The sequence below is a fragment of the Merdimonas faecis genome (assembly GCF_001754075.1).
Taxonomy (GTDB): domain Bacteria; phylum Bacillota; class Clostridia; order Lachnospirales; family Lachnospiraceae; genus Merdimonas; species Merdimonas faecis.
On record NZ_MIEH01000001.1, the window covers coordinates 24,940 to 51,169 of the forward strand.

The window sequence follows — 26,230 nt, forward strand, 5'->3', positions numbered from 1 at the left end:
ATATTATTTGGTCTATACAGGGAGGAAATGATATGGCTAAAATTCCACATTTAGTTCAGTATCAGGGAAGTAAACGTAATCTTGCGCCGGAAATAATACGATATTTTCCTGATAAAATAAATCGTATAATAGAACCCTTTGCGGGAACATGTGCAGTCACTATTCTTTCAGCTTATGAAAAAAAAGGCGACAAATTTATCGTAAATGACATTAATCAACCATTGATTGAATTAATGCGTGAATGTGTGAATAATCCAGAGAGATTATATCAATCTTATAAAAAAATATGGGAAGGACAATTTTTAAATGGAGAAGATAATAACACATATTTTTATAAAATGAGAGAACAGTTTAATGCTGGAGACCACGAGCCTGCAAAAATGTTATTTTTACTTGCACGTGTTGTAAAAGGAGCTATACGCTATAATTCTCAAGGGATGATGAACCAATCGTGTGATAAAAGGCGGTTTGGTACAAAGCCAGATGTTATTTTTGAAAATGCTATAAGAATATCTGAATTATTAAAAGGGAAAATCGAATTCTATAGTTTGGATTATAAAGAAATTTTTGAGATTGCAAAGTCGGGCGATTTGGTATATCTGGATCCCCCATATCAGGGAACATCAAATAGAAAAAATCCTAGAGATAATCGGTATATTCAAGGGGTAGATTTTGATGAATTTGTTGATTCGTTATATAAGCTAAGCTGTAAAGGCGTAAATTATATTGTGAGTTATGATGGAAAAACTGGGGATAAATCAATAGGAAAGCTATTACCAGATGAACTTGGATTAACCCATCTATATATTAATGCGGGTCCATCTGCGCAAGCAACACTTAATGGGAAAAATGAAATTACATATGAATCACTTTATGTAAGTAAGGGACTGGTTCGCAAATCTGATAGATATCAACAATTATGTTTTAAATTTGCATAAGGATGGGAGACTATGAATAATAAGGATTTACCTAAAGATTTTATGGAGATTTTAAATAATGTTACTGCGAAAAGAGCTAGGTTTGTCATAGATACGATTTTAAGACAAGGCTATTGTAGTACAGAAGATTTAAAAAAAGGTGGTTATGAACATGCACCAAGGGCTGCAAGAGATGTTCGGGAGTTAGGCATTCCTCTTGTTACTGAAAAAATGAAGGATAGTGCAGGAAAAACCATTGCTGTCTACAAATTTGGTGATTGGGAAAAAGCGAAGAAAAAGAATCTATTGGCTAAAACAAGCGGACGTTCTCAATTATCTAATAAATTAAAAGATGCGCTTGTAGAGAGATATGGATCGAAATGTCATTTATATGGTGAAGAATATCCCAAAAGGTTATTACAGCCAGATCACCGTATACCTTATGAAATTGGTGGCGATCCGGATGATATGATGAATACAGAATATTTTATGTTGTTATGTCCATCCGCAAATAGAGATAAATCGTGGGCTTGTGAACATTGTCCTAACTGGGAAAATAAAGATTATAAAGTTTGCAAAACATGTTATTATGCTTTCCCTGAGAATTATACACATATTGCATGTAATAAAGAAAGAAAATTGGATATTATATTTAGAGGAGAGCAGGAAATTAAATTATATCAAGATATTTTGTTGAATGCAGAGAAGAGGCATTTGTCTGTATCGGATTTTGCAAAGAGATTATTTCAATATTATGAGCAAATTAATAGGAAGAAATAATAGCTGCAATATTTTGAGAAAATAAGAGAGGTGTCCTCAATCGCATTCAGTCTTCTACGGTTTGTAACGCATCTGCAACAAATCCCGGCTGGATCTCTGTATTTCCGCCATTTTCGGTTACCCAAACGTTAAGCAAGCGTTAATCGGATACAACAATATACGATCCAGACGCCGTAAGGCGCTGCATGGCCTCCCAGGACATTGTTCTGGGAGGCTTTTGTATTTCATAACAGCTCTGACGAGCAAAAATAATTATTAATAAAAACCTCCCTTTTTCAGGAGAATTGCGAGATAATAAAGTTAGCCCAAAAACTTTTTTCTTCGCAAGCCCGAAAGAAGGGAGGTTTTTCCAGCAAAAACAAAAGAAAAAATCACGAGAAAAGAATCAAGGGAACACCTGGCACGGTTTAACCTTGCCTGTGAATTGGTAAAGGTTATCCGCCACTTTTTCCCGGAACTTTTATCCTTGTTAAAGCGGGTGGAGGATCCAAGGCACCAAAGCTATATTATCTATAGCAACCACGTCTTACTGATGACACGGATCCTGTCATCTATATTTTATATCAACAGTATGAGGAGTACAAGCGGAGAATTTAATGATGAAACTGTAATTGAAAATATTGGGATGTTGTGCGGAGAAGAACTAAGGGAGCTGCCTTATTGGGAAACGATCAACAATTATCTGAAACGGTTTTCGTCGGATGAACTACAGAAAGTTGTATGTCGACTGGTATACAGGCTGATCCGGAGCAGAGCTTTCGAGGATGCGCGGCTTCGAGGAAAGTACTGGCAGATTATTATAGATGGGACACAGTTGTATCGGAGCAGAAAAGATCTGGGGGAACACAGCCTGTTCTGTCGAAAGAAGAAAGGAACCGAGGAAGAATATACGGAGTACTACTATTATGTATTGGAAGCGAAGGTCGTTCTTCACGAAAAGATTCAGGTGAGCATCCTGACAGAGTTTATTGAGAATGAAAAGCGGGAAGTGGATAAGCAGGACTGTGAGCAGGAAGGTGCGAAGCGGCTGATGGAGCGTTTGAAACAGGAATTCCCGATGCTGCAGATATGTATCTGCGGGGACAGCTTGTATGCGAGTGAAGGATTTTTTAAAGAATGCCGCAGGAAGAAATGGAAATATATTTTACGGTATAAGGAAGGGAGCATCCCCAGTATTAACCAGGAGTATCAGGTATTAAAAAAGCGGGAAAAGAACCGGCAGGAAAAGCCGGAAGGAGTTTATGACTATGTTACAGGGATAGATTACCGCGGAGAGAGTATCAACGTAATAGAATACGAGAGAGAGGAAGAGAAAAAGAAATTTTTGTATGTAACGGATCTGAGTATTACGGGGAGAAATGTAAAAGAAACAGTGGAACGTGGAAGATGGAGATGGAAGATAGAAAACGAAGGGTTCAATACACAGAAAAAGCAGGGGTATTATCTGGAACACCGGTTCAGCCATGATTACCAGGGGATGAAGAACCATTATTATGTGATACAGATTGGACACATGATCGCGCAGATCATAGAAGCATGTGAGAGGTTGTGGAAGAAAGTAAAACAGAGCAGGACGCAAAAGCATCGGCTCCTGCTCAATGCATGGAAAAACCGACGGATAAAAGAAAACGAATCAGAATTGGAGAAAAAAATACAAGTGAGATTTGCGTGCAGCTAAAGAAAGGAAGTGATGAGGGGAGATAAGGGGAAAAGAAGGGTGCATAAAGGGAAAAGAGGGGAAGTTCCGGCTTTTTGAGAACGAACAGTCAGATGTAACGAGTAGAAAAGCCTAAAAGACGCGCTTTATATAAACGGAATATATTTTGCTCGTCAGAGCTGTATTTCATAAAGCAATAATTGAAAACAAACGGGTGTTCTGTTAAAATAAACTTAATTACTTATATTTAGAATTACGGCATGGTGTATTAGAACAAGTAAATAATTAAAAGGAAGAGGCTGCGGTTATGAAGTTTGAAGATTTTCAGGGAATAGAAGCGACACATTTGGATTACAAAGTGTCTTTAGAAAAAGAAAAACCTAAGAGCTGGTTAAAATCTGTTGTGGCGTTTGCAAATACAAAGGGCGGTCATATTCTCTTTGGTGTGACTGATAATGGGCATGAACCGGTAGGACTTGATGATGCACAGAGTACAGCAAGTAAAATTTCAGAGCTTTTAACTTCAAGAGTAGAACCACCGGTACGCTACACGTTAACGCCTTTCAGCAGCAGAATAGAAGGCAGGTTATGTATTGACCTTGAAGTAGCTAATGGACCTCATTATCCATATTACTATGTTCATGAAAAAACAAGAGAAATATATGTAAGGCGAGGAGACAGATCTGAAATCGCTACTGTAATTGAACAGAACAATCTGATTCTGAAAGGAATGAATAAAACATATGATTCCCTTCCCAGTTCCTATAACTTATCAGATGTCAGTTTTACACTGCTCGCAGCTACATTTAAAAAGGAAACAGGGGACGATTTCGATTTGACAAAAGATCTTGTTTCGATGGGGTTCGTGACAGAAGATGGAATAGTAACAAATGCCGGATTGCTTCTTTGTGATCAAGGCTATTTAAAACAATCAAAAGTCGTATGCACTAGATGGAAAGGTATAGAAAAAGGCTCTGTAGAAGGAGATGCATTAGATGATGAGGAATTTACAGGCGTAAGCTTAATAACGCTTTTGGCAAATGCGGAGGCTTTTATCCGCACTAACTCGAAGAATCCGTGGTCGATTCGGGGAATGCGTCGGGAAGAGAAAAGTGATTACCCTTTTAAAGCTGTCCGAGAAGTGTTGGTGAATGCGCTCATTCACAGGGATTATCAGAGTATAGGCGCAGAAGTGCATGTGGATATGTACGATGACAGAATGGAAATATCCTCTCCTGGCGGAATGATTAATGGGAGTCGGATACAAGATATGGATTTAAGGCGTGTGCCATCCATGCGGCGAAATGAGATTATTTCCGATACTTTTGGAAGGCTTCATTATATGGAACGCCGGGGAAGTGGTATTCGGAGAATCCTTAATTCTTATGTTGATTATGCAGAGCAACCGGAATTCTATTCTGACGAATATTTTTTTGTTGTAACTTTGCCAAATCGAAGTGAAGCCCGTTCCGCACAGTTGGAACTAGAATTAGAAATTGGAAACGCAAAACTGCAACAATCTTCCTATAAACTGCAACAATCTTCTGATAAACCGCAACTTTCTCTTGGAGATATGCAATTTTCTATGGGGGAAAAGGAGAAAGAAGAGTTGAGAAAGTGGCTTAAATGTAAGGCAGGAAGGAATTTCAATAAGAGAAATTTAGAAAAGTTGCTGGAATTATTGGAGAAATACGGATCAGAGTATTATTTTAATCGGACGGCAATAGCAAATGCTTTCGGTATTTCGGAGAACACAGCATCAAGAATTATTAGAAAATCGGTGGATTGCGGAATTATGCGAAAAGAGAAAAATGGCGAGTACTATTTTAACATGTAATAGCCCCAAATGTAGGATTTGGGATACAACTATCGTATATTGTAAAAGTGCTGATAGAAATTCAGGAGGAAGCAATTGTTTATAGATGGAATAAATTTCCCTAATGAAATAATAGAAGCAATAAGAAAGAATAACTTTGTGGTATTTGCAGGAGCAGGCGCATCTGTGGATGCGCCCACATCACTTCCCGATTTTGTAGACCTGGCAAAGAAGATTGCTGAGGGGACTGGAGAAATATTAAAAGAAGATGATACTTGCGAGGCATTTCTCGGATATCTGAAGTCAAAAAGTATAGATGTAAATAAACAGGCTGCAGAATTATTATCGGGTACATGCCTTAAGCACAATCAAACACATGAAGCAATCATTGATCTGTTTGCGGATCCTTCCAAAATAAAAATTATTACAACCAATTATGACCAGATGTTTGAGCAAGTATTGGAGTCAAGAGGACTGAGCGTTTCTGCATATAATGCTCCGGCACTGCCATTAGGAAATGATGTGGACGGTATTATTCATGTTCATGGTAATATTAATAATCCTAAATATATGGTGCTTACAGATGAAGATTTTGGAAAGGCATATTTGACGGAAGGCTATGCCGCCAGATTCTTAATAAAATTATTTCAATCATATACAATCCTTTTTATTGGATATAGTTATAGAGATACCATTTTACGTTATTTAACACGTGCTATGGACAGGCTCCCTGAAAAGACAAGGTTTATCTTAACAGATGAAGAACAGTCAGATTGGAAGCTGCTTGGATTAACGCCTATCTATTTTCCGTCTAAGAATTACGGAAAAATGAGAGAAGGGCTTATTAAACTTGGTCAAAGAGCCAAAAGAGGCTTGCTTGATTGGGATAATATGATTAAAGAATTTAAGAGTGAGCCGCCGCGGGATATTGCATTAGATACAGAGATTGATTATTGTTTGGATAGTGTGGAAAGATCACGAGTTTTGGCGAATAACATTCATGGGAAAGAGTGGATTTTAGCATTAAACGAGAAAGGTGTTTTTGACAATCTGTTTATGCCAGAGGCGGTGCTGTCAGAGAAAGATCAAATCTGGATGCAATGGATTGTTGATGAGTGTTTGGGAAAAGAGAATGAGACTTTTAAAATCTTATATTTAAATAATGGCAATAAGATTCATTTCCAATTTGCATCGCTAATACTTAGAAAACTCGAATTAGGTAATGATAGCATTCCAGATGTTGTATATAAAGAGTATATAATTGTTTTAGATTCTTACATAACAGATTCCTGGACAATATTACGATTGATAGAAATTTTATCAAAACGTGGGATGTATTCTCTTTGTTACAAATTGTTTGTGAAATATTTTGAAGTTCAATTTGTGTTTAAGAATAATGCATTTGGCAGTAAGGATGGAATTGCATATAAGCATAGATTCAGAGGAGAACAATGTCAAATTGAGGAATCATGGAAATGCTGTAAAGAACAATTTTTAAATTCTTATGCTGAACAATTTTTATATTTTGTAAAAGAAACCATCTTAAATCTGCATAATACGTACTTGCTTTTAAACGGAGAAGACAAACCAGAACCATGGGAAATGGCTATGCTTGTGATAGAGGATAGAGAGGACTATTCCAGACAAAATCCGCTCTATTTCTTATGCACTATTTTTTGTGAAAGTTGTAAGCTTCTGGAATGCAAACATCCAGAGCGAATGAAAGTATTTTTAGAAAGCTGTTTAAGTGAATCCTCTGCTTTGTTAAAAAAGCTATGTTTAAAGGCATTAAGGGAATGTGAAAGAATCTCTTCATGCGATAAATTTGATATATTTATAAATAATTCTTCTATTTCTTTTTTTGAAGGGAAAGAGCAGATATTTTTATTGATCGAGAAAATATTTAATGATTTAACGGAAGATAAACAAAAGAAGTTGATAGATGAAATTGAGGCTCTGGATACGCATGTCAGTGAATACCCTATATATAATTGGTGTGTATGGATCAAGAAATTCTGTAGTACTAACGATAGAATAAATGAATTAGAAAAAGAAATATTGTCTCGAAATCATTTTGAACCACGTCAGCATCCAGAACGAGATATTGACATGGGAGAAGCTGTATGGTCCGGTGATCAAAGTCCTATTACACAAGAGCAAATGCTTGAATCTGATTTGCAACAGCTTGTCGATTTACTAAACAACTACAATGAAGATCCATTTGAGGGTCCAACCAGGTGGGGAATGCTGAAGACATTTTCTGAGTGCATTAAAAGTGATTACGAGTGGACGTCAAAAATTATAAAAATATTCATTGATGGGTGTATCGAGAAAGAGGATGCATGGCAAAGATTATTGATCGGTATCCAAGACTCAAATTTTAAAGTAGATCAGTTGATCGCTTTGATTGATCGGTTTGCTGCAAAGATGGAGATTGTAAAAGATATTTGTGGGTTGTCTGAAATATTTTTAAAAATAGTAAAAAGCGAAGAAACGAAAAAACGATTTATTACTATAGAAAATAAATTGTTTGGAATTGCTGATACGATTTGGAATTATCGGCAGGAAGATTTTGTTCAGTCTGACAGATTAATAGAAACGGCGATGAATACCGGTTTGGGAAATATTTTGCGTAGCAGTATTTATATGCTTTCTTATTGTGATGAGACCCAAGGAATTCCAGAAAGATATAAAAGTTTTTGGGAAAAGAATTTATTGTTAGAAGGGAAAGAGAAGAATATTGTATTATGCATATTGGCTGGTTATTTCAATTTTTTGTATTTAAGGGATCAGGAATGGTGCACGGATAAGTTTGCTGAAATATTAAGTGGAATAGATCAACAATCCTTTGTGGCTGCATGGGAAGGGATAGTTTACTTTTCGCGGTATTTAAATAAAGATGTGGCAGATGTTATGGGGCCAATATATTTGAGAGCGGTCAAGAATCTTAATTGGCTGGAAGGAGAAGCCAGAAGAGGTTTTATAGACTTATATTTGCTTCTTTTGATATATGTTGTGGAGGACCCCTGTTTAGAATATATTCCTCGATTTTATGATATAGCAGAGGAACAGGATTTAGAATTATTTATACAGGAAATGGGATATAGATTAGGGGATATGGATGACAACGGAAAGAAAGTTTTGTGGACTGGATGGTTGAAGCAGTATTTGACCTATCGTTATGAAAACAAACCAACAATGCTTACTGAAAAGGAGAAAGAATTGTTCTTAAGCTGGCTTCCGGAGTTAGGACAACTTTTTGAAGAGGCTGTAAATATTATTTGCAAAGATAAGATGGCTCAACACATAGATGCGCTATCTTTACGCAGACTTGATAAAAGTAAACTTGTTTTACAATACCCGCATCCGATGATTCGATTGCTGACCAAAATGCTTAATGATGGTACAAAATTTGATTATTACGGGGAATATCTTGGTAATATTTATAGAGAATGCAAAGGAATATCGCAAGAAGAAGAAAAAGAATTCCAAGAAGCACTTTTAAAAAGAGGTATGAGTATTTGAGAAGAGAGGCGTCCTCAATCGTGTTCAGTCTTCTGCGGTTTGCAACGCATTTGCAACAAATTCCAGCGGCATCCCCGTATTTCCGCCATTTTCGGTTACCCAAACGTTAATCGGATACAATTATATACGATTCAGAACGCCGCAAGGCGATGCATGGCCTCTCAGGACATTTGTTCTGGGAGGTTTTTGATTTTGGTATCTTTCTGAAGAGAGGTGTGATACTATAAAAGAAATCGAAAAATAGACTGAAGATGTTTTATTTTTAATTAATTTTGTTGTGGAGCGGATCATATGAATGAACTTAAATCTATTGTAAAAAGCCTTATTTCCCATAAGCATGAGGAGGAATGGTTTGAATTTAAAGAAAACTGGTTTGAGTCTCATGCGTTGGGAGAATATATTTCTGGTATGTCCAATGCGGCGGCAATGGTGGGCGAGGAATATGCGTACTTTGTATGGGGAGTAGAGAATAATACTCACATAATAAAGGGAACAACCTTTGACATCCATCAGGATGTTAAAAATGAGCCGCTCAAACACTATCTGGCGCGGATGATCAAACCGGATATAAGCTTTGATTTCCATGAAATGAAGCTGGAAGGCAAACGAATTGTCGTACTTGTGATACCTGCTGCAAAAACGGTGCCTACCGCATTTGATCGCGTGAGATATCTTCGGATCGGATCCAGCAAAGTGAATTTGATGGAATATCCGGAGAGGGAATCAAGGCTGTTTGATATTCTAAAAAATGGTTTTCCGACAATTGAAAATACTGAATCGGAATTTCAGGATATGACCTTTAATAAATTATTTGTATACTATGAGGCGAAAGGTATTACTCTGAATAAGCGTACATTTAAAAAGAATCTCGGGCTCTTAACGAAAGATGGAAAATATAATCTGATGGCACAGCTGCTTTCTGACAATAGTCATATTCCAGTCCGTTTTTCCTTGTTTTCAGGAGAGTCAAAATCAACAACAATGTATTCTGTCAGAGAGTTTGGAAATACTTGTCTGTTGTATTCTTTAGATGATGTGCTTCGTTATGGGGAAGTACTGAATATTCCACAGGCAGATGAAAGAAACCGTATTGTTGAACGTAAGGAAGTGCCACTGTTCCATGCTGAGGCGTATAGAGAGGCGGTAATCAATGCATTTGTGCATAATTTATGGATAGATGGTAATGCACCAATGTTTACAGGATTTCGGGACAGAATTGAAATATTGTCTCGAGGACACCTGCCGCCGAAACAGACAGTTGAAGGTTTTTTTGCCGGGGAATCAGTTCCGGTCAACCAGAAACTGTCGGATATTTTTCTTCAGCTTCATATAAGTGAACGTTCTGGACGTGGTATACCTAAAATAACGGAACTTTATGGTGAAGACTGTATTGAACTTAGAGAGAATAGTATTGTGGTGACGATTCCTTTTGAACGGTTAGAGACAAAGGCGTATGCACCAGTTGATGATGAAAATGTACCAGATAGAACAGAAATTCCCCCAGTTGGAGCAGAAATTCCCCCAGATAGAACAGAAATTCCCCCAGATAGAAGCGAAAATCCTCTACTTAAAGAACCAGGTATAGAGGAACGTATACTAAGATTTTGCGCTGAAGCAAAGAATATACAAGAAATTATGGAACATCTTGGATATCGCGACAAAAAAACTGTGCGTAAATATTTATCTCCGCTTCTTCAACAAGGCCGGATATCTATGACCATACCAGATAAGCCAAACAGCAAAAATCAGAAATATATTACGATTAAATAAAAGATTTTAGGGCATGGAAGAGCCAGATTAAAGAAGGAGACACGAAAACTTCCAAGGTAAAATGAGAAAATCCGTTGAAAATATCAGTTTACTGCAGAAGCAGATCAATGATCTGCAGCTGGAAAATCAAATACTGAAAAACATTCTGGAACGTTCTGGTATTTCATATACACATGAAATTTCCCGTATCAGTGAGCCCGAAAACACAGAGGAGTATGATCCGGATCAGGGGGCGCGGATTATCCATCCGGGACAGATTACGGATGAAATGGCAAATTTATTTTATGCCAGATTCTGGGGGCGGCAGGATGTCTATGCGAAGAGAAGTGAGAAGAAAAGCACGGGGGAAGCAGGATACTATACGCAGTGTCATAATCGCTGGGAGAATATCTGCCCTAAAATGCGCCATGAGAAAATGAACTGCAAAGACTGCCCTTATCAGGTATATAAACAGCTGACGATAAAAGACATACGGGCTCATTTGCAGGGAAGATCTTATTCAGAGAAGAATTTATTACTCCTCGGAACTTTTGTTCTGGGGAGTTTTTTTAATAAAAGGAATGTGGTAAAATTAGGCTGTAGTCATAAAGTGGTTTAGATGGAGAGAGGTATAAAAATATGTTACCGCCAAGAAAAGTAAAATTTGAAGCAAAGAAAAGGGAAAGAGAAAATCTGGAATTTCGTACATTTCTGAAATGTAATGCGGATGAAAAAGAACTGGATGAACAGTTTGCAGCATTGCATGAAGAATTATTTGAAAATTATGACTGCAATAAGTGTAGAAACTGTTGCAAAATGTATCATGGAAGTATTCCAACAGCAGAAATTGAAAAGGATGCATTATATTTAGGAATATCTTCGGAGAACTTTATTGAACAGTATTTGCAGGGAAAAGATAGTGAGGGTAACTATCAGACAAAAAACAGCCCCTGTGATTTTCTGCAAACAGATGGGAGTTGCAAACTGGGAGAATGTAAGCCAGAAAATTGTAAAAATTATCCTTATACTAATCAACCGGAACGTTTGTGGAGCTTATATAGTGTATTGGATGCTGTTGGAGTATGCCCGGTGGCTTTTGAAATCTACGAAAGGCTGAAACAGGAATATGGATTTAGAAAATAAGAGAACAGGAAAATATGAGGGAGGACAAATGAGAACAGAAGCAACATTAGAGCAGTGGAGAAGATTATATCAGGCGGCGACTATGCTAGGGGAATATAAGCCCTGGGAAAAATTCTGGGATATGGATCTGATCGGAATCCAGAATGGAGAAGAAGAGGACACAGTCTTTTTCAGCATTCTTGGGCGGGGAGGCGATTGTTACGGAATAACCGTATATGAGGGATATGAAGGCCTCAATGATTTCCTGATGCTGACGATGCATGAAGATATGAATCTCTCACCGGAGTATGCCATGTATTCCCAGAATAATCTTACTTGTTACTGGGGCAATCGGGAAGAATTGACTGAAAAGCAGAGAAAGACGATCAAAGATCTGGGGTATAAATACCGGGGCAAGAATAAATGGCTGTATTTTTTGTCGTTTAAGACAGGATATTTTCCATATAATCTGGATCAAGAGGAAGTATTACGGATGACAGAACATCTGGAGAACCTTAATTTGGCCCTGAAGTGCTATGACGAAGCGGAGGTGAAGGTGGATTTTTCTAAAGGAAATATGTTCCTCTTTCAGTTCCTGGATGATAAGAAAGCGTGGAGCTTCGGAGAAGCGCCGCTTCCTTTTACGGCATTTCAATATGGAAGTCTGATCATCACGGACGATGAACTTTTAAAGGAGCTGGCGTCTGTGCCAAGATGTAATATGACTATAGAAGTGGATATAATACCTCTTGGGGCGGCAGTCAACGATAAAAAGTATGATCGGCCTGCGAATCCATCTTTATGTATCTTAGCAGATGCTAAAAGTGGAATGATGCTTCATTTCGAAATGAATGAGCCTGGCGAGGATGTCATTGCATCTATGGCAGAAGAACTCCTTGGATTTATATTCGAATATGGGGCGCCGAAGGAAATACGAGTCACAAATGTGATTCTGGAGGCTGGGCTGGAACAGATTTGTAAAACCTGTGGAACAAACCTTAGGAGAGTAAAGCGACTTCCCGGAATTGGAGAGTTCCTGGAAGAGATGAAGGGAGGGATATTGTGAAGTTAAAAAATATTTTGATCGTTGTCAGTGACATGGAAAGAGCAAAGCAATTTTATCATGAGCTGTTTGGCCTGGATGTGATCCTGGATCAGGAAGGGAATGCGGTTTTGACGGAAGGTCTGGTTCTTCAGGAAAAAACAGTATGGGAAGAAGCTGTCGGGCAGAAATCGGTAGTAGGAAATGCCGGCATGGAGCTGTATTTCGAGGAAACAGACATGGCTGGTTTTCGGGATAAGCTGAGAGAATATCCGGAGAAAATACAATATCTGACTCCGCCAGCGGAGGGAGAGGAGCTGATCCGGCTGTATGATCCGGATGGTCATCTGATAGAGATACGTAAAAGATAAATGCGTGCCGCCTAGCGGTACGCATTTTTGTATGCTGAAATGTCTGTCAATTTCAGGGAAACTGCGTTATAATAAGAGAAAACAAACGGATTTATGATCTGCAAAATAGCGCAGAAACATACGTTTCATTTTGCAGCCCAGAAGGAAGGGGGACTTACTATGGCAGAAAACAGAATCATCACCATTGGCCGTGAATTTGGGAGCGGTGGCCACGAGATCGGAAACCGGCTGGCTACCAGGCTTAATATCCCGCTCTATGATAATAATCTGATTAGGATGGTGGCAGAAAAACTGGATATCCGGGAAGAAACAGCAAGAGCTGTGGATGAAACCACACTGAACAGTTTCCTGACCGGATTTGTGTTGGAGCCTATTGAACAGTCCAGCCTTCGAAATGGAACGGAGTATGTACCTCCGCTCAACGAACAGGTGTATGAGCTCCAGTGTGATATTATCCGAAAGCTGGCAGACAGAAGTTCCTGTATCATCGTGGGGAGATGTGCGGATTATGTTCTGCGGGATCACGGGAACTGTGTAAACGTATTTATCTGTGCAGACTGGGAGGACAGAGTTAAGAGGATTGCGGAGAAATATGATATTTCTGAGCGGAAAGCGGCAGATAAAATCAAAAAAATGGACAGGGAGCGTCAGCACTATTATGAATCGCACACCGGTCTGGAGTGGGGGAGCATTGATTCCCATCATATGCTGCTGAATGTAAGCCGTCTTGGTATGGAGCGTGCGGTAGACATTCTGGAAAAAATCTATCGGTAGGAGTACAGAAAAATATGGAGGACAGGATCTATTTTGATAATGGCAGTACTTCCTGGCCAAAGGCGCCGGGAGTGGCGGAGGCTGTATCAGAGCTTCTGACAAACGGTGCGTTTAATATTAACCGGGGAAATTATACAGGAGCCTATGAAGTGGCCGGCGTGGTACTGGATACCAGAGATAAGCTGGCGGAAATGTTTCAGGTACAGGACTCCAGGCGTGTGATCTTTACGCCTGGAGTGACCTGTTCTTTGAACTATTTTATCAAAGGCTTTTTAAAGGAGGGCGATCACGTGCTGGTGACGGGATTGGAGCACAATGCCGTGATGCGCCCTTTATATCAGATGACCCGAAAAGGGGTGACCTATGACGTGATCCCAGTAGATGAACAGGGAAATCTGGATCCAGCGCATGCGGAAAGTCTGATCCGGCCGGAGACAAAGGCAATGATTGTTTCCCATGCATCCAATGTGTGCGGTACGGTGGTGCCTATCGAAGATCTGGGTGAAATATGTGAGCGGCGCCAGCTGTTTTTTGTGGTGGATACAGCGCAGACGGCAGGAACACTTCCTGTCGATATGCAGAGAATGAAGATTGATATGCTGGCGTTTGCAGGGCATAAGGGGCTTTTGGGGCCCCAGGGAATCGGAGGCTTTGTGATCTCAGATGCGTTGGGTCAGAAAATGGAGCCATTTATAGCCGGGGGGACCGGAAGCCAGTCGGACCTTCTCAAGATGCCAACATGCCTTCCGGATAAATATGAGAGCGGAACCATGAACCTGCCGGGAATCGTAGGATTACATGCGGCGCTTTCTTACCTGACAAAGACAGGTATCGATCTGTTAAGAGAAAAGAAGATGGAATTAACAGGATATTTTCTGGAGCGTGTCAAAGAGCTGGATGGAGTCAGAATCGTAGGACGGCCGGACTTAAAGAGCAGGGTTGCGGTAGTGTCACTGGATTTTCTGAAAATGGATAATGCAGTAACAGCGTTCGAATTGGAAAGAAGGGCCGGGATCATGACGCGGGTGGGACTCCACTGTGCACCGCTGGCTCATCAGTCTTTTGGTACATTTCCAAAAGGGACGGTGCGGTTTGCATTCAGCGCCTGCAATACCAGAAAGGAGATAGATATCTGTATAGAAGTTATGAAAGAACTTCTGGCAAATAGTTGATAGGATTTATCTATAAAAGAGTGAAAATGAGATAAAAAATCAATAGCGGATCTGAAGCAGTTCGGTTGTTGTTGCTCTGAAAACGTGTTACGGTTAATTTATCACAACGTAAGACAAAGGAGGAAAATAAAATGGCAGACAATCGGAAAATGTGGAGTGATCTTGGAATGAACCTGGAGCTGCATGACCAGCTGTGCGAGGTTCTTCCGCAGGCCTTTGGAGATGTGTTTCTGTCTCAGGAGAACCGGCCGGAGAGCATGGATTACTACAATATGGTAGTGGCAGATATTCACGGCATTCGTCCGGCAGAGCTGATCGAGCATCAGAAAAAAGGCGGAAAGGTATTCGGCACTTTCTGCGTCTATGTGCCGGATGAAGTGATTTTTGCAGCGGATGCTATTGCGACAGGGCTTTGCGGAGGATCTCAGTTCTGGGTACCTGGGGGAGAGAAAGTACTTCCTACCAATACCTGTCCTCTGATCAAGGCTTCTGTGGGAGCAAGACTGGACCGTACCTGTCCGTTTTTCCGTATTGCGGATATGTATATTGGTGAGACAACCTGTGATGGAAAGAAAAAAGCATGGGAAATTCTGAGCGAGGATGTGCCGGTATATGTGATGGATCTTCCACAGATGAAACGCGCCAAAGACGTGCAGGCATGGGCGGAGGAGATTACTGCGCTGAAGGATAAGGTAGAAGAGTTTACCGGAAACAAAGTGACAGCGGAGAAGCTTGGCGAGAGCATCCGGCTGATCAATGATAAAAGAAGGGCGCTGGAAAGGCTGTATAACTGCAGGAAGAGTGAGATACTTCCAATCAGCGGTACAGATGCCTTGGTAATTTCACAGATCGCATTTTATGATGATCCGGCCAGATTTACTCAGATGACCAATAAGCTGTGTGACGAGCTGGAACAGAGGATTCAGGATGGCGTCAGCGTAGTGCCGGCGGGAACCAAGAGGATCATGCTGACAGGAACACCGCTTGCAATTCCGAACTGGAAGCTGCATAACATTGTGGAGACCAGCGGAGCCGTAGTTGTCTGTGAAGAAATGTGTACGGGAACCCGGTATTTCGAGAATCTTGTGGATGAGACGAAGGAAACGGTGGAAGATCAGATCCAGGCTATTGCAGAGCGTTACATGAAGATCAACTGTGCGTGCTTTACTCCGAATCGCGGACGTATTGATGATATCCTGCGTTTGGCAAAAGAGTACAAGGTAGATGGAATTATCGACGTAAATCTTAAGTTCTGTAACCTTTACGATACCGAGGGATACTTCGTAGAGCGTGCAATGAAGGAAGCAGGAATTCCGGTTCTGGGCATTGAGACCGATTATACTGACAGCGATGCACAGCAGCTTCGCACGAGAGTCAGCGCATTTGTAGAAATGCTGAATAAATAGGAGACCAGATCAATAAGAAAAAGGATGATGACACATGCGGCAGATGCAGCATTATGTGATTTTTCCCAATCATGACAACGGGATGAGACTCTATCAGGAACTGAAAAAGCAGGGGACCTCGGCTGTCATCTCACCGACCCCGAGAACGGTGAGCAAATGCTGCGGAATTTCCCTGATGATTGAAGAAAAAGATGTGGAAGCCGTGGAAAAATGTGCCAGTGACCACGGCATCGAGATACTGCAGATCGCAGCAGTTGAGAAAGATCTCAATCCAAGGAGAGACCGATATTGTTAATTGGGGACGTACACCTTTTGCAAAGGTGTACGTCCCCAATCGCATTTGCGGGTGTCCCTATTTGCATTTTCCCCTGTCCCCTTTTGACAAAGGAGGCTATTTGAGGAAGAAGCGTATCATTTTTTCGTGCAGTTTCCGGTAGGGCTGATAGCGCATCGGAAGATCGATCCATGTCTTCTTGTCCACAATGCTTTTGTAGTGGGAGAAGGTGTCGAAACCGACTTTCCCGTGGTAGGAACCCATTCCGCTTTCGCCGAAGCCGCCGAAGCCCATTTCAGTTGTGGCCAGGTGGATAATGGTATCGTTGATACATCCTCCGCCAAAGCCGCAGCGTGAGGTAACTTTTTTTGCCGCCGCTTTATCTGAAGTGAAGAGATAGAGCGCCAGCGGGTGGGGCATGGCGTTGATGTTACGGATTGCTTCATCCAGATTGTCAAAGATCAGGATCGGCATGATGGGGCCGAAAATCTCTTCCTGCATCACGGCATCGGCAAAGGTTACATTGTCAAGAACAGTTGGCTCGATACGGAGCGCATGCCGGTCAGAACCTCCGCCATGTACGGTCTTGTTTTTATCAATAAGTCCTAAGAGACGATCAAAATGCTTTTCGTTAATGATTTTCCCGTAATTAGGGTTGCGCAGGGGCTGCTTGCCATACTGCTTCTGGATCTGCTTTTGCACTTCTTTTATCAGCTTGTCCTTGACAGAGCGATGGCAGTAAATATAGTCCGGCGCAACGCAGGTCTGTCCGCAGTTTAAGTATTTTCCAAAGACGATCCGCCTTGCGGCAAGCTTGATGTCAGCGCTCTTGTCCACAATGCAGGGGCTTTTCCCCCCAAGCTCCAGAGTAACCGGTGTCAGATGCTCTGCAGCGTTTCGCATCACTTCTTTTCCGACGGACTGACTGCCGGTGAAGAAGATATAATCAAAATGTTCCCGCAGGAGGCAGGTGTTTTCAGCGCGACCGCCAGTCACCACGGCTACGTACTCAGGATCGAAGCACTGGGACAGGATCTGCAGGATCACATCGCTGGTATGGGGGGAATAGGCGCTGGGCTTTACTACGGCAGTATTGCCTGCGGCCAAAGCGTCTACCAGCGGAGAAAGAGTCAGCATGAACGGGTAGTTCCAGGGGCTCATGATCAGTGTCACGCCATACGGGGATGGCTTTTTAAAGCTGCGGGAATGAAACTGAGCCAGCGGAGTCCGCACGTTTTTTTCGCGGGAAAACCGGTGGATATGCTTCAGCATATAGCTGATTTCCTCCAGAACCAGTCCGGTTTCACACATATAGCTTTCAAAACCGCTCTTTCCCAGATCTCTTTTCAGAGCGGTGTGGATTTCCTTCTCGCATCCGGAAATAACACCATAAAGCCGTTTCAGAGCGTCGACCCGTACACTGACGGGCAGGGTAGCTCCGGTTTGAAAATATTTTCTCTGTCTGGTGACGAGGTCTTTAATTTCCTGTTCTGTCATCTTCATCTTCTCCTTTCCTGCTCTCTGTTTCCTCAGATCCTTCATTCCCGGAGGATTCTCCGGGCTCTTCCATCAGCATATAATAGAAAGGTTCCAGTTCTGCCGCGTTCATCAGCACGGGAACGGGGTAGAGAGGATTGGCCTCTTTGTCGGCATAATGGGAAAGCTTGGGAATGTCCTCTTCCCGGATCTCGGGAATCCGGTCGCCGATGCCAAAACGCACCTTCATATCCTTGATAGCCTGGATGAACCGGCCAGCAGCTTCATCGCAGGGAGTATCTTTCTCGGCCAGTCCTGCAGCGACTGCAAGGCGGGCCAGCTTCTTGTGGATCTTTTCACCATAGGTCTCCAGGACCATAGGAAGGATCACAGCATTGGCCAGACCGTGGGGAACATTATATTCCCCGCCCAGGGAGTGGGCGATGGCATGTACATATCCCACATAAGATTTGGTAAAAGCGCATCCGGCGTAGAAGGAAGCATGCAGCATATTGCGGCGTGCGTCTACGTTGCTGCCGTCCGTGTATACGGTATCAATATTTTCAAAAATCAGTTTGACAGCCAGGAGTGCGTCCTTGCGGGTCCCATAAGTGGTGGAGTTTCCGATATAAGCCTCCACGGCATGTGTCAGTGCGTCCATTCCGGTAGTGGCGGTGATAAAAGGAGGCAGACTTAGTGTTACCTTGGGATCCAGGACTGCATACCTGGGAATCAAAGGAAAGTCGTTAATTGCATATTTGTAGCGGGTCTGGGCATCGGTAATGACGGCGGCCAGCGTAGTTTCGCTTCCGGTTCCCGCGGTGGTGGGAACGGCCATCAGAAGCGGCAGCTTTTTATGTACTTTTAAAATACCCTTCATTTTAGCCAGGGACTGTTTCGGCTTGGCAATACGTGCGCCTACGGCTTTGGCACAGTCCATGCTGGAGCCTCCGCCAAAACCGATGATACAGTCGCAGCCGCTGTCCAGATACAGGTTCATGGCCTCGGATACATTGTCTGTGGTAGGGTTTGCCACGGTTTTATCGTAAATGCAAAAGGGAATTCCGGCGTTTGTAAGTGCTGTTTCCAAGCGCCTGGTCAGACCCAGCTTACGGATGCCTGCGTCGGTGATGATCAGGACTTTGCTGCATTTTTTCTTCTGGATAATATCCGGCAGGGCTTTTACACTGCCGACAATCTTGGGTTTTCGATAAGGCAGGAACGGCAGGGCGATTTTCAGTCCTGTCTGAAAGGTCCTGCAATATATTTTTTTCAAGTAGTTCATAATGACAGATCCTTTCTGTGCGCAATGAAATAGCGCTTCCTATTTATATATTTTCACCAGAAAAATATTAGCAGTTACGCCCGGGTTTGTCAATAAAACCGGGGTTGCAAGAGCCAAGAAAAATTAGCTATAATAGGGAAAGTGACAGGAGAAGAGAAAAGGAGTCAGAGCATGAAGAAAAGATCAGCATTATTTTTCGATATTGACGGAACCCTGCTCAGTGAGAAAACAAAAGAAATCCCGGCGAGTACGGTGCGGGCACTGCAGAAGACAAAACAGGAAGGACATGCGGTATTTATCAACACCGGGCGGACGCTCTGCAGTGTGCCGGTGAAAATAAAGCGCCTGGCTTTCGACGGGCTTTTATGCGGCTGCGGGACTTATATCGTTTACCAAAATGAGATCCTTTTCGAACATCCGCTTCCAGAAGACCACGGCTATGAATATATCGACCGTATGAGAGAGCTTCAGATTGACGGTTTTCTGGAAGGGACGGAAGATGTCTATTTTTCGGAACGGATCAGCCGGTTTGAAAATGTAGAAAGCACAAGACGGTATATGGCGTCCATGGGGCTTGGCGTGGAAGTGGCATATGAGAAAAAAGGATTTCGGTATGATAAGATTTTGATCTGCACGGATGAGAAGAGCCACAAGGAAGAATTTTTCCAGGCGATCGACAAAGACCTTATACCTCTGGACCGCCAGAAAGGCGTGTACGAATGTATCCAGAAGGGATATTCAAAGGCCACGGCGATTGAAGTGATGCGGAGGCATCTGGAGCTTTCCATGGATCAGATCTATGTGTTCGGCGACAGCAGCAATGACCTTTCCATGTTCGAATATGCAAAGCACACGGTGGCGATGGGCGAGCACGACCCGGTACTGGAACCATATACCGAGTATATTACCGATGCGGTGGAGCAGGACGGGATCGAAAAGGCGATGGAATATTACAGGCTGATCTGATGTGTGGATGGTCAAGCGGCAGACCAGGAGGTGTAGGCAGACAAGGAGGAAACTTGACATCAATGGATATCTATGCTATCTTGAATTTAATGAAAAACATTAAAAAATTAATGTAATATGTTTAAATTCAAGGGAGGGGTGTAGGTATGGAAAGGCATGAGTTTCGAATGGACACACGAGGAGTGGACAGACATAATGTTTCCAGGAGAGTCAAGGTGCTTCTGGGGATTTCCCTGTTTTTGACGGGATTTGGCGCTTTGGGAGGAACGATGAGCATTGTGTCCCGGATCCGGGAAGAAGCATGGGAAGAGATGGGAGCGGTAGCCTTTTGCTGGAATGTACTTTTTGCACTCATTCTCATCATCAGTCTGGTGGGGCTGATCCGGATTGCGTCAGGGCTGGGAGAAGGAAAGGTGTTTTCCAGGACGCTGACCGTCTGTGTATGGCTGATCGGGGCGGTAATAACAGCGGCTTCGGTGGGGATTCCAAGGCTCCCTGATTATCAGTCTTCGGGTTTTGAGATTTTAAGTCATGGAAATTTTGTGCTGATCGACGGAACAATCCTGGTTCCGGGCATCCTTCTTGTCATCCTGGGAAGTCTGATCCAGGAAGGATTTAAGCTGCAGAAGGATGAGGAAGAAATTTTGTAAGGAGGCTCCGAGATGGCAATTATATTGAGACTGGACCGGGTGATGGCGGATCGGAAAATGTCATTGAATGAACTGTCGGCGAGAGTGGGAATTTCCAATGTTAATCTTTCAAATTTAAAGACAGGCAAGGTGAAAGCAGTCCGCTTTTCGACGCTGGAGGCCATCTGCGATGTGCTGGACTGCCAGCCGGGAGACATTCTGGAGTACCGGCGGGAAGAGGAGAAGGAAGCAGATTTAGATATAAAAGAATCATAAAGAAGGAGGTACATGATGGGCGAGCAGTTAACGCCAAATGACGTGAAAAAAATAAAAGAAGAGATTGAATACCGGAAAGTAGTGGTGCGGAAAAAAGAGCTGGAGGCAGTCAAGGAAGCCAGGGCTCAGGGAGACTTAAGCGAAAATTTTGAATATAAGGCGGCCAAGCAGGACAAAAACCGCAACGAAAGCCGGATCCGGTATCTGGAGCGGATGCTAAAGCATGCAAAGATCGTATCCGATCAGTCCGCAGAGGACGAGGTGGGGATCAACAATACGGTAGACCTCTATTTTGAGGATGATGACGAGGTGGAAACTTACCGCCTGGTCACCAGCGTCCGGGCAAACTCCATGGAAGGAAAGATCAGCATCGAATCCCCGCTGGGCAAGGCCATCAAAGGCAGAAAAACAGGCGACCGCATTTTCGTAAAAACCAGCGAAAATGCAGGGTATTACGTAGAAATCCGGAAGATTGACAAGACCACGGACGATTCAAACGACCACCTGCGGAAGTACTGATGGGGGACGTACACTTTTTGCGTTGGTCTACGTCCCCAAACGCATTTGTGGGTGTCCCTAATTGTATTTCCCCCTGTCCCTTTTTGCAAAAGTGTACGTCCCCCTACTTATTACTTTTATCAATAAATCTTTTCTTTTATCATTTTTTTTGATTGGTGAGAATGTTTCCACGCTGATACAATAAAAGTTAGACAAAAAACATCAAATTTGGATCAGAGAGGAGATTTTTCATGGAGATTATTAAAGATTTACCGGAGGTTTTTGAAGAATTTGCCGAGCAGCGTAAAAATTCGTTCCTGGCTGTTAAGGAGCTGAAGGATAAAGGGGTGCCTGTGGTAGGGGCGTACTGTACTTATTTCCCGCAGGAGATTGCAATGGCGATAGGAGCGGCTACAGTGGGCTTATGTTCTACTTCAGACGAGACAATCGCAGTGGCAGAGAAAGACCTACCGAAGAACTTATGTCCGTTGATTAAATCAAGCTACGGCTTTGCAATTACAGAAAAATGTCCATATTTCTATTTCTCAGACGTGGTTGTAGGAGAAACAACCTGTGACGGAAAGAAGAAAATGTATGAGTATATGTCGGAATTTAAGGATGTATTTTTGATGGAGCTGCCTAATACCCAGGGAGAGCAGGCATTTAAGCTCTGGAAAAGTGAGATGATCCGTTTCAAAGAATATCTGGAAAAGAAATTTGATGTGGAGATCACGGAGGAGCAGATCCGCAATGCGATCAAGATCAACAATCAGGGCCGCAGATCTCTGCGACGCCTTTACGAGGTGATGAAACACGATCCGGCGCCGATTACAGGCCATGATTTGTTTAAGGTATTATATGGAAGCACCTTTAAATTTGACCGGTCTCAGATTCCGGAGGAAGTGGATGCGCTGGTTGAGAAGATTGAAAAGGAATATGCAGAAGGTAAAATGCAAGAGAAGAAGCCGCGTATCCTGGTGACAGGATGTCCGATCGGCGGGGCGACGGAGAAAGTGATCCAGGCCATTGAGAATAACGGCGGCATCGTGGTTACATACGAGAACTGTACCGGAGCAAAATCCATTGACAAGCTGGTAGATGAGGAAAATCCGGATGTATATTGCGCCCTTGCCAGAAGATACCTGAATATCGGTTGCTCTGTCATGACGCCGAATCCGAACCGGCTGGAGCTTTTGGGAAGGTTGATCGATGAATATCGGGTAGACGGAGTTGTAGAAATGATCCTGCAGGCCTGTCACACATACAATGTAGAGAGTACAGGTATTCGCAGATTTGTAAATGAGAAGAAAAATATTCCATATATTGGTGTGGAAACAGATTATTCACAGGCAGACATCGGACAGCTGAATACCAGAATCGCAGCGTTTATAGAGATGTTATAAAGTTATGGTAAAAATTCCAGGTATAAAGTTGATTGACTGCCTGTGCAGAAAGGATAGGACAAAGAAATGAATTTTGTCGGGATAGACATTGGCTCCACCGCATCCAAGGTTTCCGTGCGGGGTGACAAGGAGATAAATTATGTGCTTCCCACTGGGTGGAGCAGCAAGGAGACCGCTAATACGATCAAGGGGAAGCTTCTGGAAGAGGGCATAGACGTGGAGTCGCAGGACACCAAGGTTGTGGCTACCGGCTATGGGAGGATTGCCGTGGACTATGCGGACTATGTAATCACGGAGATTACCTGTCATGCCAGAGGAGGACGGGAGTTTGCGGGAAATGACTGCGCCGTGATCGATGTGGGCGGACAGGATACCAAGGTCATTATCCTGGAGGACGGAATGGTAAAGGATTTCCTGATGAATGATAAATGCTCTGCAGGAACCGGTAAATTTCTGGAAATCATGGCAAACCGGCTGGGAGTTACACTACAGGAACTATTTGAAATGGCCGATCAGGGAACTATCCTTCCGATTAGTTCACTGTGTACAGTATTTGCAGAATCGGAGGTCATTAACTATATCGGCGAAGGAAAGAACAGGGAGGATATTGCGGCCGGCGTAGTAGATTCTGTGGCGGCGAAAGTTGCACAGCTGGCGCAGCGGAAGGATCTTCCGGAAAAAATCATATTAACCGGCGGCTTAAGTAAAAGCCGTTACTTTACGACTCAGCTTTCCGCAAAGCTTGGGAAAACCGTGGAGCCCACAGAGTTTGGCAGATATGCCGGAGCTATCGGGGCTGCGAAGCTGGCGGAAGAAAAAAGCCGCAGATAGCGAACGATTGGGGACGTACACTTTTGCAAAAAGTGTACGTCCCCAATCGCGTTTGTCGGTGTCCCCAATTGTATTTCCCCCTGTCCCCTTTTGCAAAAGTGTACGTCCCCTGTTATAATATTCCCGGAGGTATATGATATGGTGTTTGGCGACTTTTTGACCAGGGTGCGGGAGCATGTGCCGCTGGTACACAATATTACGAATTATGTCACGGTGAATGATGTGGCGAATATGATCCTGGCCTGCGGCGCCAGTCCGATCATGTCGGATGAGCCTGCGGATGTGGAGGAGATCACGGCTTTGTGCCAGGGTTTGAATATCAACATCGGGACGTTGAATAAACGGACCATAGACGGCATGTTTGCCGCGGGGAGAAAGGCGAAGGAGCTGGGACACGCTACGGTGCTGGATCCGGTGGGCGCCGGGGCCAGCGGCCTTCGTACCCGGACAGCAGTAGGGCTGATGGAGGAGATCGGGTTTGATGTGATCCGGGGGAATATCTCGGAGATCAAGACGTTAGCTATTGGCAGCGGGACTACCCGGGGGGTGGACGCAGACATGGCTGATGCGGTGACGGAGGAGAATCTGGAAGAAGGCATTTCTTTTGCAAAAGCATTTGCGAGGGAATCGGGCAGTATTGCTGCGATAACCGGGGCTATCGACCTGGTAAGCGACGGGAAAAGCTGTTATGTGATCCGGAATGGCCGGCCGGAGATGGGAAGGATCACGGGAACCGGCTGTCAGTTGTCCGGCCTGGTCTGTGCATTTCTGGCCGCAAATCCGCAGGAGAAATTAGGCGCGGCGGCAGCAGCGGTTGCCATGATGGGACTTGCCGGAGAGATCGGCTGGGGCCGGATGCAGGAAGGCGATGGAAATGCGACGTACCGGAACCGGATCATCGATGCGGTTTACAATATGGATGCAGAAACACTGGAGCAAGGAGTAAAGTATGAAGTGCGATAAGAAGAATCTATTATTATATGCGGTGACGGATCGTTCCTGGCTGGGGGACAAGACCCTGGCAGAGCAGACGGAGGAAGCGTTAAAGGGCGGCGTTACATTTGTCCAGATCCGGGAAAAGGAACTGGACCGGGAACATTTCCGGGAGGAAGCAGAGGAACTGAAAGCGCTTTGTGCCAGATACCAGGTGCCGTTCGTGATCAACGACGACGTAGATCTGGCTCTGGAGGTGGATGCAGACGGCGTACATGTAGGACAGAGTGACATGGAGGCCGGGGATGTGCGGAAGAAACTGGGACCGGATAAGATCATCGGCGTGTCTGCCAGGACAGTCTCACAGGCTCTTCTGGCCCAGCAGCACGGAGCAGATTATCTGGGCGTAGGCGCTGTATTCCATACGAGTTCCAAGGCAGATGCGGCAGAGGTGGATTTTGAAACCTTAAAAGAGATCTGTAAGGCAGTGGATATCCCTGTGATTGCTATCGGCGGGATCAGCGAAGAAAATATGGGGCAGCTTGCCGGCAGCGGTATCTGCGGCGTAGCCGTCATCAGTGCCATCTTCGCAAAGCCGGATGTGAAAAAGGCCGCCCGGGAGCTTAAGAAAGCTGTAGAGGAAATGGTGGCAGAAGGGGAAGAAGCATGCAGATAAAAGCGGCTATTTTCGATGTGGACGGCACACTCCTTGACTCTCTGGGGATCTGGGAGGAAGCCGATGAGGAGTATCTGAGCCGCCGGGGCATAACGCCGGAAGAAGGGCTTGGAAGGATCCTCTATCCCATGACCGTGGAAGAGGCATCTGCCTATATCCGGGAGCATTATCCCGTGGAGCAGACAATAGAAGAGATTGGGAAAGGCGTGCTGGAGATCGTGCGGGAATTTTATGAGCAAAAAGCGCCGCTGAAGCCGGGGGCAGAAGAACTCCTGCGAAAGCTGAAGGCACAGGGCATCTCCATGGCGGTGGCTACCACCGGGGAGCGTATGCTTGTGGAGGCGGCTTTTGAACGGCTGGGAATCCGTGAATTTTTCCAGGATATCTACACCTGTACAGAAACAGGGGCAGGAAAAGACCGGCCGAAGATTTATCAGCTGGCAGCGGAAGCGCTTCAGGCCTGGCCGGAGGAGATTCTGGTATTTGAGGATGCACTGTATGCAATCAGAACAGCGGCGAAGGCCGGATTTGTGACGGTTGGCGTGGAAGACCCCTATAATGCGCCCGACAAAGAAGCGATCCGGGAAACAGCAGATTATTATATAGAAGAATTAGCAGAGTTTCCAAAGTTTTGGGAATGGTAAGAAGGGAG

General features: G+C 43.6%; 25 protein-coding genes. 23 read left to right on the plus strand and 2 right to left on the minus strand.

All coding sequences use genetic code 11. The features are described 5' to 3' along the window. The first annotated feature begins 32 nt into the window (after positions 1–32). The 14 genes from BKD12_RS00155 (at position 33) to BKD12_RS00220 (ending at position 16,626) form a co-directional block, all read left to right on the plus strand. Entirely contained in the window at positions 33–938 is a 906-nt protein-coding gene (locus tag BKD12_RS00155; RefSeq protein ID WP_070087376.1) for a Dam family site-specific DNA-(adenine-N6)-methyltransferase, read from the plus strand. Between the two features lie 12 nt (positions 939–950). After that, positions 951–1,697, plus strand: coding sequence for a hypothetical protein (locus BKD12_RS17080; protein WP_070087377.1), 747 nt, complete (start codon positions 951–953; stop codon positions 1,695–1,697). Between the two features lie 571 nt (positions 1,698–2,268). Then, entirely contained in the window at positions 2,269–3,375 is a 1,107-nt protein-coding gene (locus BKD12_RS00165) for a transposase (RefSeq protein ID WP_070087463.1), read from the plus strand. A gap of 286 nt (positions 3,376–3,661) precedes the next feature. Then, the gene (locus BKD12_RS00170) at positions 3,662–5,191 is read left to right on the plus strand and encodes an ATP-binding protein (protein ID WP_070087378.1); all 1,530 of its coding nucleotides are present in this window, start codon (positions 3,662–3,664) and stop codon (positions 5,189–5,191) included. Positions 5,192–5,266: 75 nt separating this feature from the next. Next, on the plus strand, positions 5,267–8,695 hold the full coding sequence (locus tag BKD12_RS00175; protein ID WP_070087379.1) for an SIR2 family protein: 3,429 nt from the start codon (positions 5,267–5,269) through the stop codon (positions 8,693–8,695). A 291-nt stretch (positions 8,696–8,986) separates the two neighbouring features. Next, positions 8,987–10,465 (plus strand): RNA/DNA-binding domain-containing protein, encoded by a 1,479-nt coding sequence (locus BKD12_RS00180; protein WP_070087380.1) that lies wholly within the window; start codon positions 8,987–8,989, stop codon positions 10,463–10,465. Positions 10,466–10,526: 61 nt separating this feature from the next. Further along, positions 10,527–11,063, plus strand: coding sequence for a TOTE conflict system archaeo-eukaryotic primase domain-containing protein (locus tag BKD12_RS00185; protein WP_070087381.1), 537 nt, complete (start codon positions 10,527–10,529; stop codon positions 11,061–11,063). 20 nt (positions 11,064–11,083) lie between these two features. Further along, positions 11,084–11,587 carry a YkgJ family cysteine cluster protein gene (locus BKD12_RS00190; protein WP_070087382.1) on the plus strand — a complete coding sequence of 168 codons (504 nt, stop codon included), beginning with the start codon at positions 11,084–11,086 and terminating at the stop codon, positions 11,585–11,587. Positions 11,588–11,615: 28 nt separating this feature from the next. Then, entirely contained in the window at positions 11,616–12,632 is a 1,017-nt protein-coding gene (locus BKD12_RS00195) for a DUF7309 domain-containing protein (RefSeq protein ID WP_070087464.1), read from the plus strand. Then, positions 12,629–12,979 carry a VOC family protein gene (locus tag BKD12_RS00200; RefSeq protein ID WP_070087383.1) on the plus strand — a complete coding sequence of 117 codons (351 nt, stop codon included), beginning with the start codon at positions 12,629–12,631 and terminating at the stop codon, positions 12,977–12,979. The genes BKD12_RS00195 and BKD12_RS00200 overlap by 4 nt, the downstream gene beginning before the upstream one ends. 159 nt (positions 12,980–13,138) lie before the next feature. Next, a complete protein-coding gene (locus BKD12_RS00205; protein WP_070087465.1) occupies positions 13,139–13,753 on the plus strand; it encodes a cytidylate kinase-like family protein in 615 nt (204 codons plus the stop codon). 14 nt (positions 13,754–13,767) lie between these two features. Continuing rightward, entirely contained in the window at positions 13,768–14,925 is a 1,158-nt protein-coding gene (locus BKD12_RS00210) for an aminotransferase class V-fold PLP-dependent enzyme (RefSeq protein WP_070087384.1), read from the plus strand. A 131-nt stretch (positions 14,926–15,056) separates the two neighbouring features. Then, positions 15,057–16,331, plus strand: a complete 1,275-nt coding sequence (locus tag BKD12_RS00215; RefSeq protein WP_070087385.1) for a double-cubane-cluster-containing anaerobic reductase — start codon at positions 15,057–15,059, stop codon at positions 16,329–16,331. A gap of 43 nt (positions 16,332–16,374) precedes the next feature. Continuing rightward, a complete protein-coding gene (locus BKD12_RS00220; RefSeq protein ID WP_242872677.1) occupies positions 16,375–16,626 on the plus strand; it encodes a putative Se/S carrier protein in 252 nt (83 codons plus the stop codon). Between the two features lie 96 nt (positions 16,627–16,722). Here the strand turns inward: BKD12_RS00220 and BKD12_RS00225 are convergent, their stop codons facing one another. Both BKD12_RS00225 and BKD12_RS00230 read right to left on the minus strand, forming a co-directional pair. Next, complete coding sequence (locus BKD12_RS00225) at positions 16,723–18,102, minus strand: aldehyde dehydrogenase (RefSeq protein WP_070087466.1); 1,380 nt, start codon at positions 18,100–18,102, stop codon at positions 16,723–16,725. Then, positions 18,083–19,366 (minus strand): iron-containing alcohol dehydrogenase, encoded by a 1,284-nt coding sequence (locus BKD12_RS00230; RefSeq protein ID WP_070087387.1) that lies wholly within the window; start codon positions 19,364–19,366, stop codon positions 18,083–18,085. Before BKD12_RS00230 ends, BKD12_RS00225 begins: the two co-directional genes overlap by 20 nt. 171 nt (positions 19,367–19,537) lie before the next feature. Between BKD12_RS00230 and BKD12_RS00235 the strand changes: the two genes are divergently transcribed. From BKD12_RS00235 to BKD12_RS00275, 9 genes are all read left to right on the plus strand, one after another. Further along, positions 19,538–20,332 carry a Cof-type HAD-IIB family hydrolase gene (locus BKD12_RS00235; protein WP_070087388.1) on the plus strand — a complete coding sequence of 265 codons (795 nt, stop codon included), beginning with the start codon at positions 19,538–19,540 and terminating at the stop codon, positions 20,330–20,332. 146 nt (positions 20,333–20,478) lie between these two features. Further along, positions 20,479–20,982, plus strand: a complete 504-nt coding sequence (locus BKD12_RS00240; protein WP_070087389.1) for a hypothetical protein — start codon at positions 20,479–20,481, stop codon at positions 20,980–20,982. A gap of 12 nt (positions 20,983–20,994) precedes the next feature. After that, positions 20,995–21,237, plus strand: a complete 243-nt coding sequence (locus tag BKD12_RS00245) for a helix-turn-helix domain-containing protein (RefSeq protein ID WP_070087390.1) — start codon at positions 20,995–20,997, stop codon at positions 21,235–21,237. Between the two features lie 15 nt (positions 21,238–21,252). Then, on the plus strand, positions 21,253–21,756 hold the full coding sequence (greA, locus tag BKD12_RS00250; protein ID WP_070087391.1) for a transcription elongation factor GreA: 504 nt from the start codon (positions 21,253–21,255) through the stop codon (positions 21,754–21,756). A gap of 230 nt (positions 21,757–21,986) precedes the next feature. Continuing rightward, on the plus strand, positions 21,987–23,138 hold the full coding sequence (locus tag BKD12_RS00255) for a double-cubane-cluster-containing anaerobic reductase (RefSeq protein WP_070087392.1): 1,152 nt from the start codon (positions 21,987–21,989) through the stop codon (positions 23,136–23,138). 66 nt (positions 23,139–23,204) lie between these two features. Continuing rightward, positions 23,205–23,969, plus strand: a complete 765-nt coding sequence (locus BKD12_RS00260; protein WP_070087393.1) for an acyl-CoA dehydratase activase — start codon at positions 23,205–23,207, stop codon at positions 23,967–23,969. A 138-nt stretch (positions 23,970–24,107) separates the two neighbouring features. Beyond that, entirely contained in the window at positions 24,108–24,932 is an 825-nt protein-coding gene (gene thiM, locus BKD12_RS00265) for a hydroxyethylthiazole kinase (RefSeq protein WP_070087394.1), read from the plus strand. Further along, positions 24,919–25,578, plus strand: coding sequence for a thiamine phosphate synthase (gene thiE, locus BKD12_RS00270; RefSeq protein ID WP_070087395.1), 660 nt, complete (start codon positions 24,919–24,921; stop codon positions 25,576–25,578). The genes thiM and thiE overlap by 14 nt, the downstream gene beginning before the upstream one ends. Beyond that, positions 25,569–26,222, plus strand: a complete 654-nt coding sequence (locus BKD12_RS00275) for an HAD family hydrolase (RefSeq protein ID WP_070087396.1) — start codon at positions 25,569–25,571, stop codon at positions 26,220–26,222. The genes thiE and BKD12_RS00275 overlap by 10 nt, the downstream gene beginning before the upstream one ends. The last annotated feature ends 8 nt before the right edge of the window (positions 26,223–26,230 follow it).

What these genes read in the sequence shown, in the direction of transcription:
- BKD12_RS00220 (WP_242872677.1), top strand. Translation starts at nt 16,375, where the DNA reads ATGCAGCATTATGTGATTTTTCCCAATCATGACAACGGGATGAGACTC.
- BKD12_RS00240 (WP_070087389.1), top strand. Translation starts at nt 20,479, where the DNA reads ATGGAAAGGCATGAGTTTCGAATGGACACACGAGGAGTGGACAGACAT.
- thiM (WP_070087394.1), top strand. Translation starts at nt 24,108, where the DNA reads ATGGTGTTTGGCGACTTTTTGACCAGGGTGCGGGAGCATGTGCCGCTG.
- BKD12_RS00225 (WP_070087466.1), bottom strand. Translation starts at nt 18,102, where the DNA reads ATGACAGAACAGGAAATTAAAGACCTCGTCACCAGACAGAGAAAATAT.
- BKD12_RS00230 (WP_070087387.1), bottom strand. Translation starts at nt 19,366, where the DNA reads ATGAACTACTTGAAAAAAATATATTGCAGGACCTTTCAGACAGGACTG.
- BKD12_RS00255 (WP_070087392.1), top strand. Translation starts at nt 21,987, where the DNA reads ATGGAGATTATTAAAGATTTACCGGAGGTTTTTGAAGAATTTGCCGAG.
- BKD12_RS00165 (WP_070087463.1), top strand. Translation starts at nt 2,269, where the DNA reads ATGAGGAGTACAAGCGGAGAATTTAATGATGAAACTGTAATTGAAAAT.
- greA (WP_070087391.1), top strand. Translation starts at nt 21,253, where the DNA reads ATGGGCGAGCAGTTAACGCCAAATGACGTGAAAAAAATAAAAGAAGAG.
- BKD12_RS00275 (WP_070087396.1), top strand. Translation starts at nt 25,569, where the DNA reads ATGCAGATAAAAGCGGCTATTTTCGATGTGGACGGCACACTCCTTGAC.
- BKD12_RS17080 (WP_070087377.1), top strand. Translation starts at nt 951, where the DNA reads ATGAATAATAAGGATTTACCTAAAGATTTTATGGAGATTTTAAATAAT.
- BKD12_RS00180 (WP_070087380.1), top strand. Translation starts at nt 8,987, where the DNA reads ATGAATGAACTTAAATCTATTGTAAAAAGCCTTATTTCCCATAAGCAT.
- BKD12_RS00185 (WP_070087381.1), top strand. Translation starts at nt 10,527, where the DNA reads ATGAGAAAATCCGTTGAAAATATCAGTTTACTGCAGAAGCAGATCAAT.
- BKD12_RS00205 (WP_070087465.1), top strand. Translation starts at nt 13,139, where the DNA reads ATGGCAGAAAACAGAATCATCACCATTGGCCGTGAATTTGGGAGCGGT.
- BKD12_RS00235 (WP_070087388.1), top strand. Translation starts at nt 19,538, where the DNA reads ATGAAGAAAAGATCAGCATTATTTTTCGATATTGACGGAACCCTGCTC.
- BKD12_RS00215 (WP_070087385.1), top strand. Translation starts at nt 15,057, where the DNA reads ATGGCAGACAATCGGAAAATGTGGAGTGATCTTGGAATGAACCTGGAG.
- BKD12_RS00170 (WP_070087378.1), top strand. Translation starts at nt 3,662, where the DNA reads ATGAAGTTTGAAGATTTTCAGGGAATAGAAGCGACACATTTGGATTAC.
- BKD12_RS00190 (WP_070087382.1), top strand. Translation starts at nt 11,084, where the DNA reads ATGTTACCGCCAAGAAAAGTAAAATTTGAAGCAAAGAAAAGGGAAAGA.
- BKD12_RS00260 (WP_070087393.1), top strand. Translation starts at nt 23,205, where the DNA reads ATGAATTTTGTCGGGATAGACATTGGCTCCACCGCATCCAAGGTTTCC.
- BKD12_RS00245 (WP_070087390.1), top strand. Translation starts at nt 20,995, where the DNA reads ATGGCAATTATATTGAGACTGGACCGGGTGATGGCGGATCGGAAAATG.
- BKD12_RS00210 (WP_070087384.1), top strand. Translation starts at nt 13,768, where the DNA reads ATGGAGGACAGGATCTATTTTGATAATGGCAGTACTTCCTGGCCAAAG.
- BKD12_RS00195 (WP_070087464.1), top strand. Translation starts at nt 11,616, where the DNA reads ATGAGAACAGAAGCAACATTAGAGCAGTGGAGAAGATTATATCAGGCG.
- BKD12_RS00155 (WP_070087376.1), top strand. Translation starts at nt 33, where the DNA reads ATGGCTAAAATTCCACATTTAGTTCAGTATCAGGGAAGTAAACGTAAT.
- thiE (WP_070087395.1), top strand. Translation starts at nt 24,919, where the DNA reads ATGAAGTGCGATAAGAAGAATCTATTATTATATGCGGTGACGGATCGT.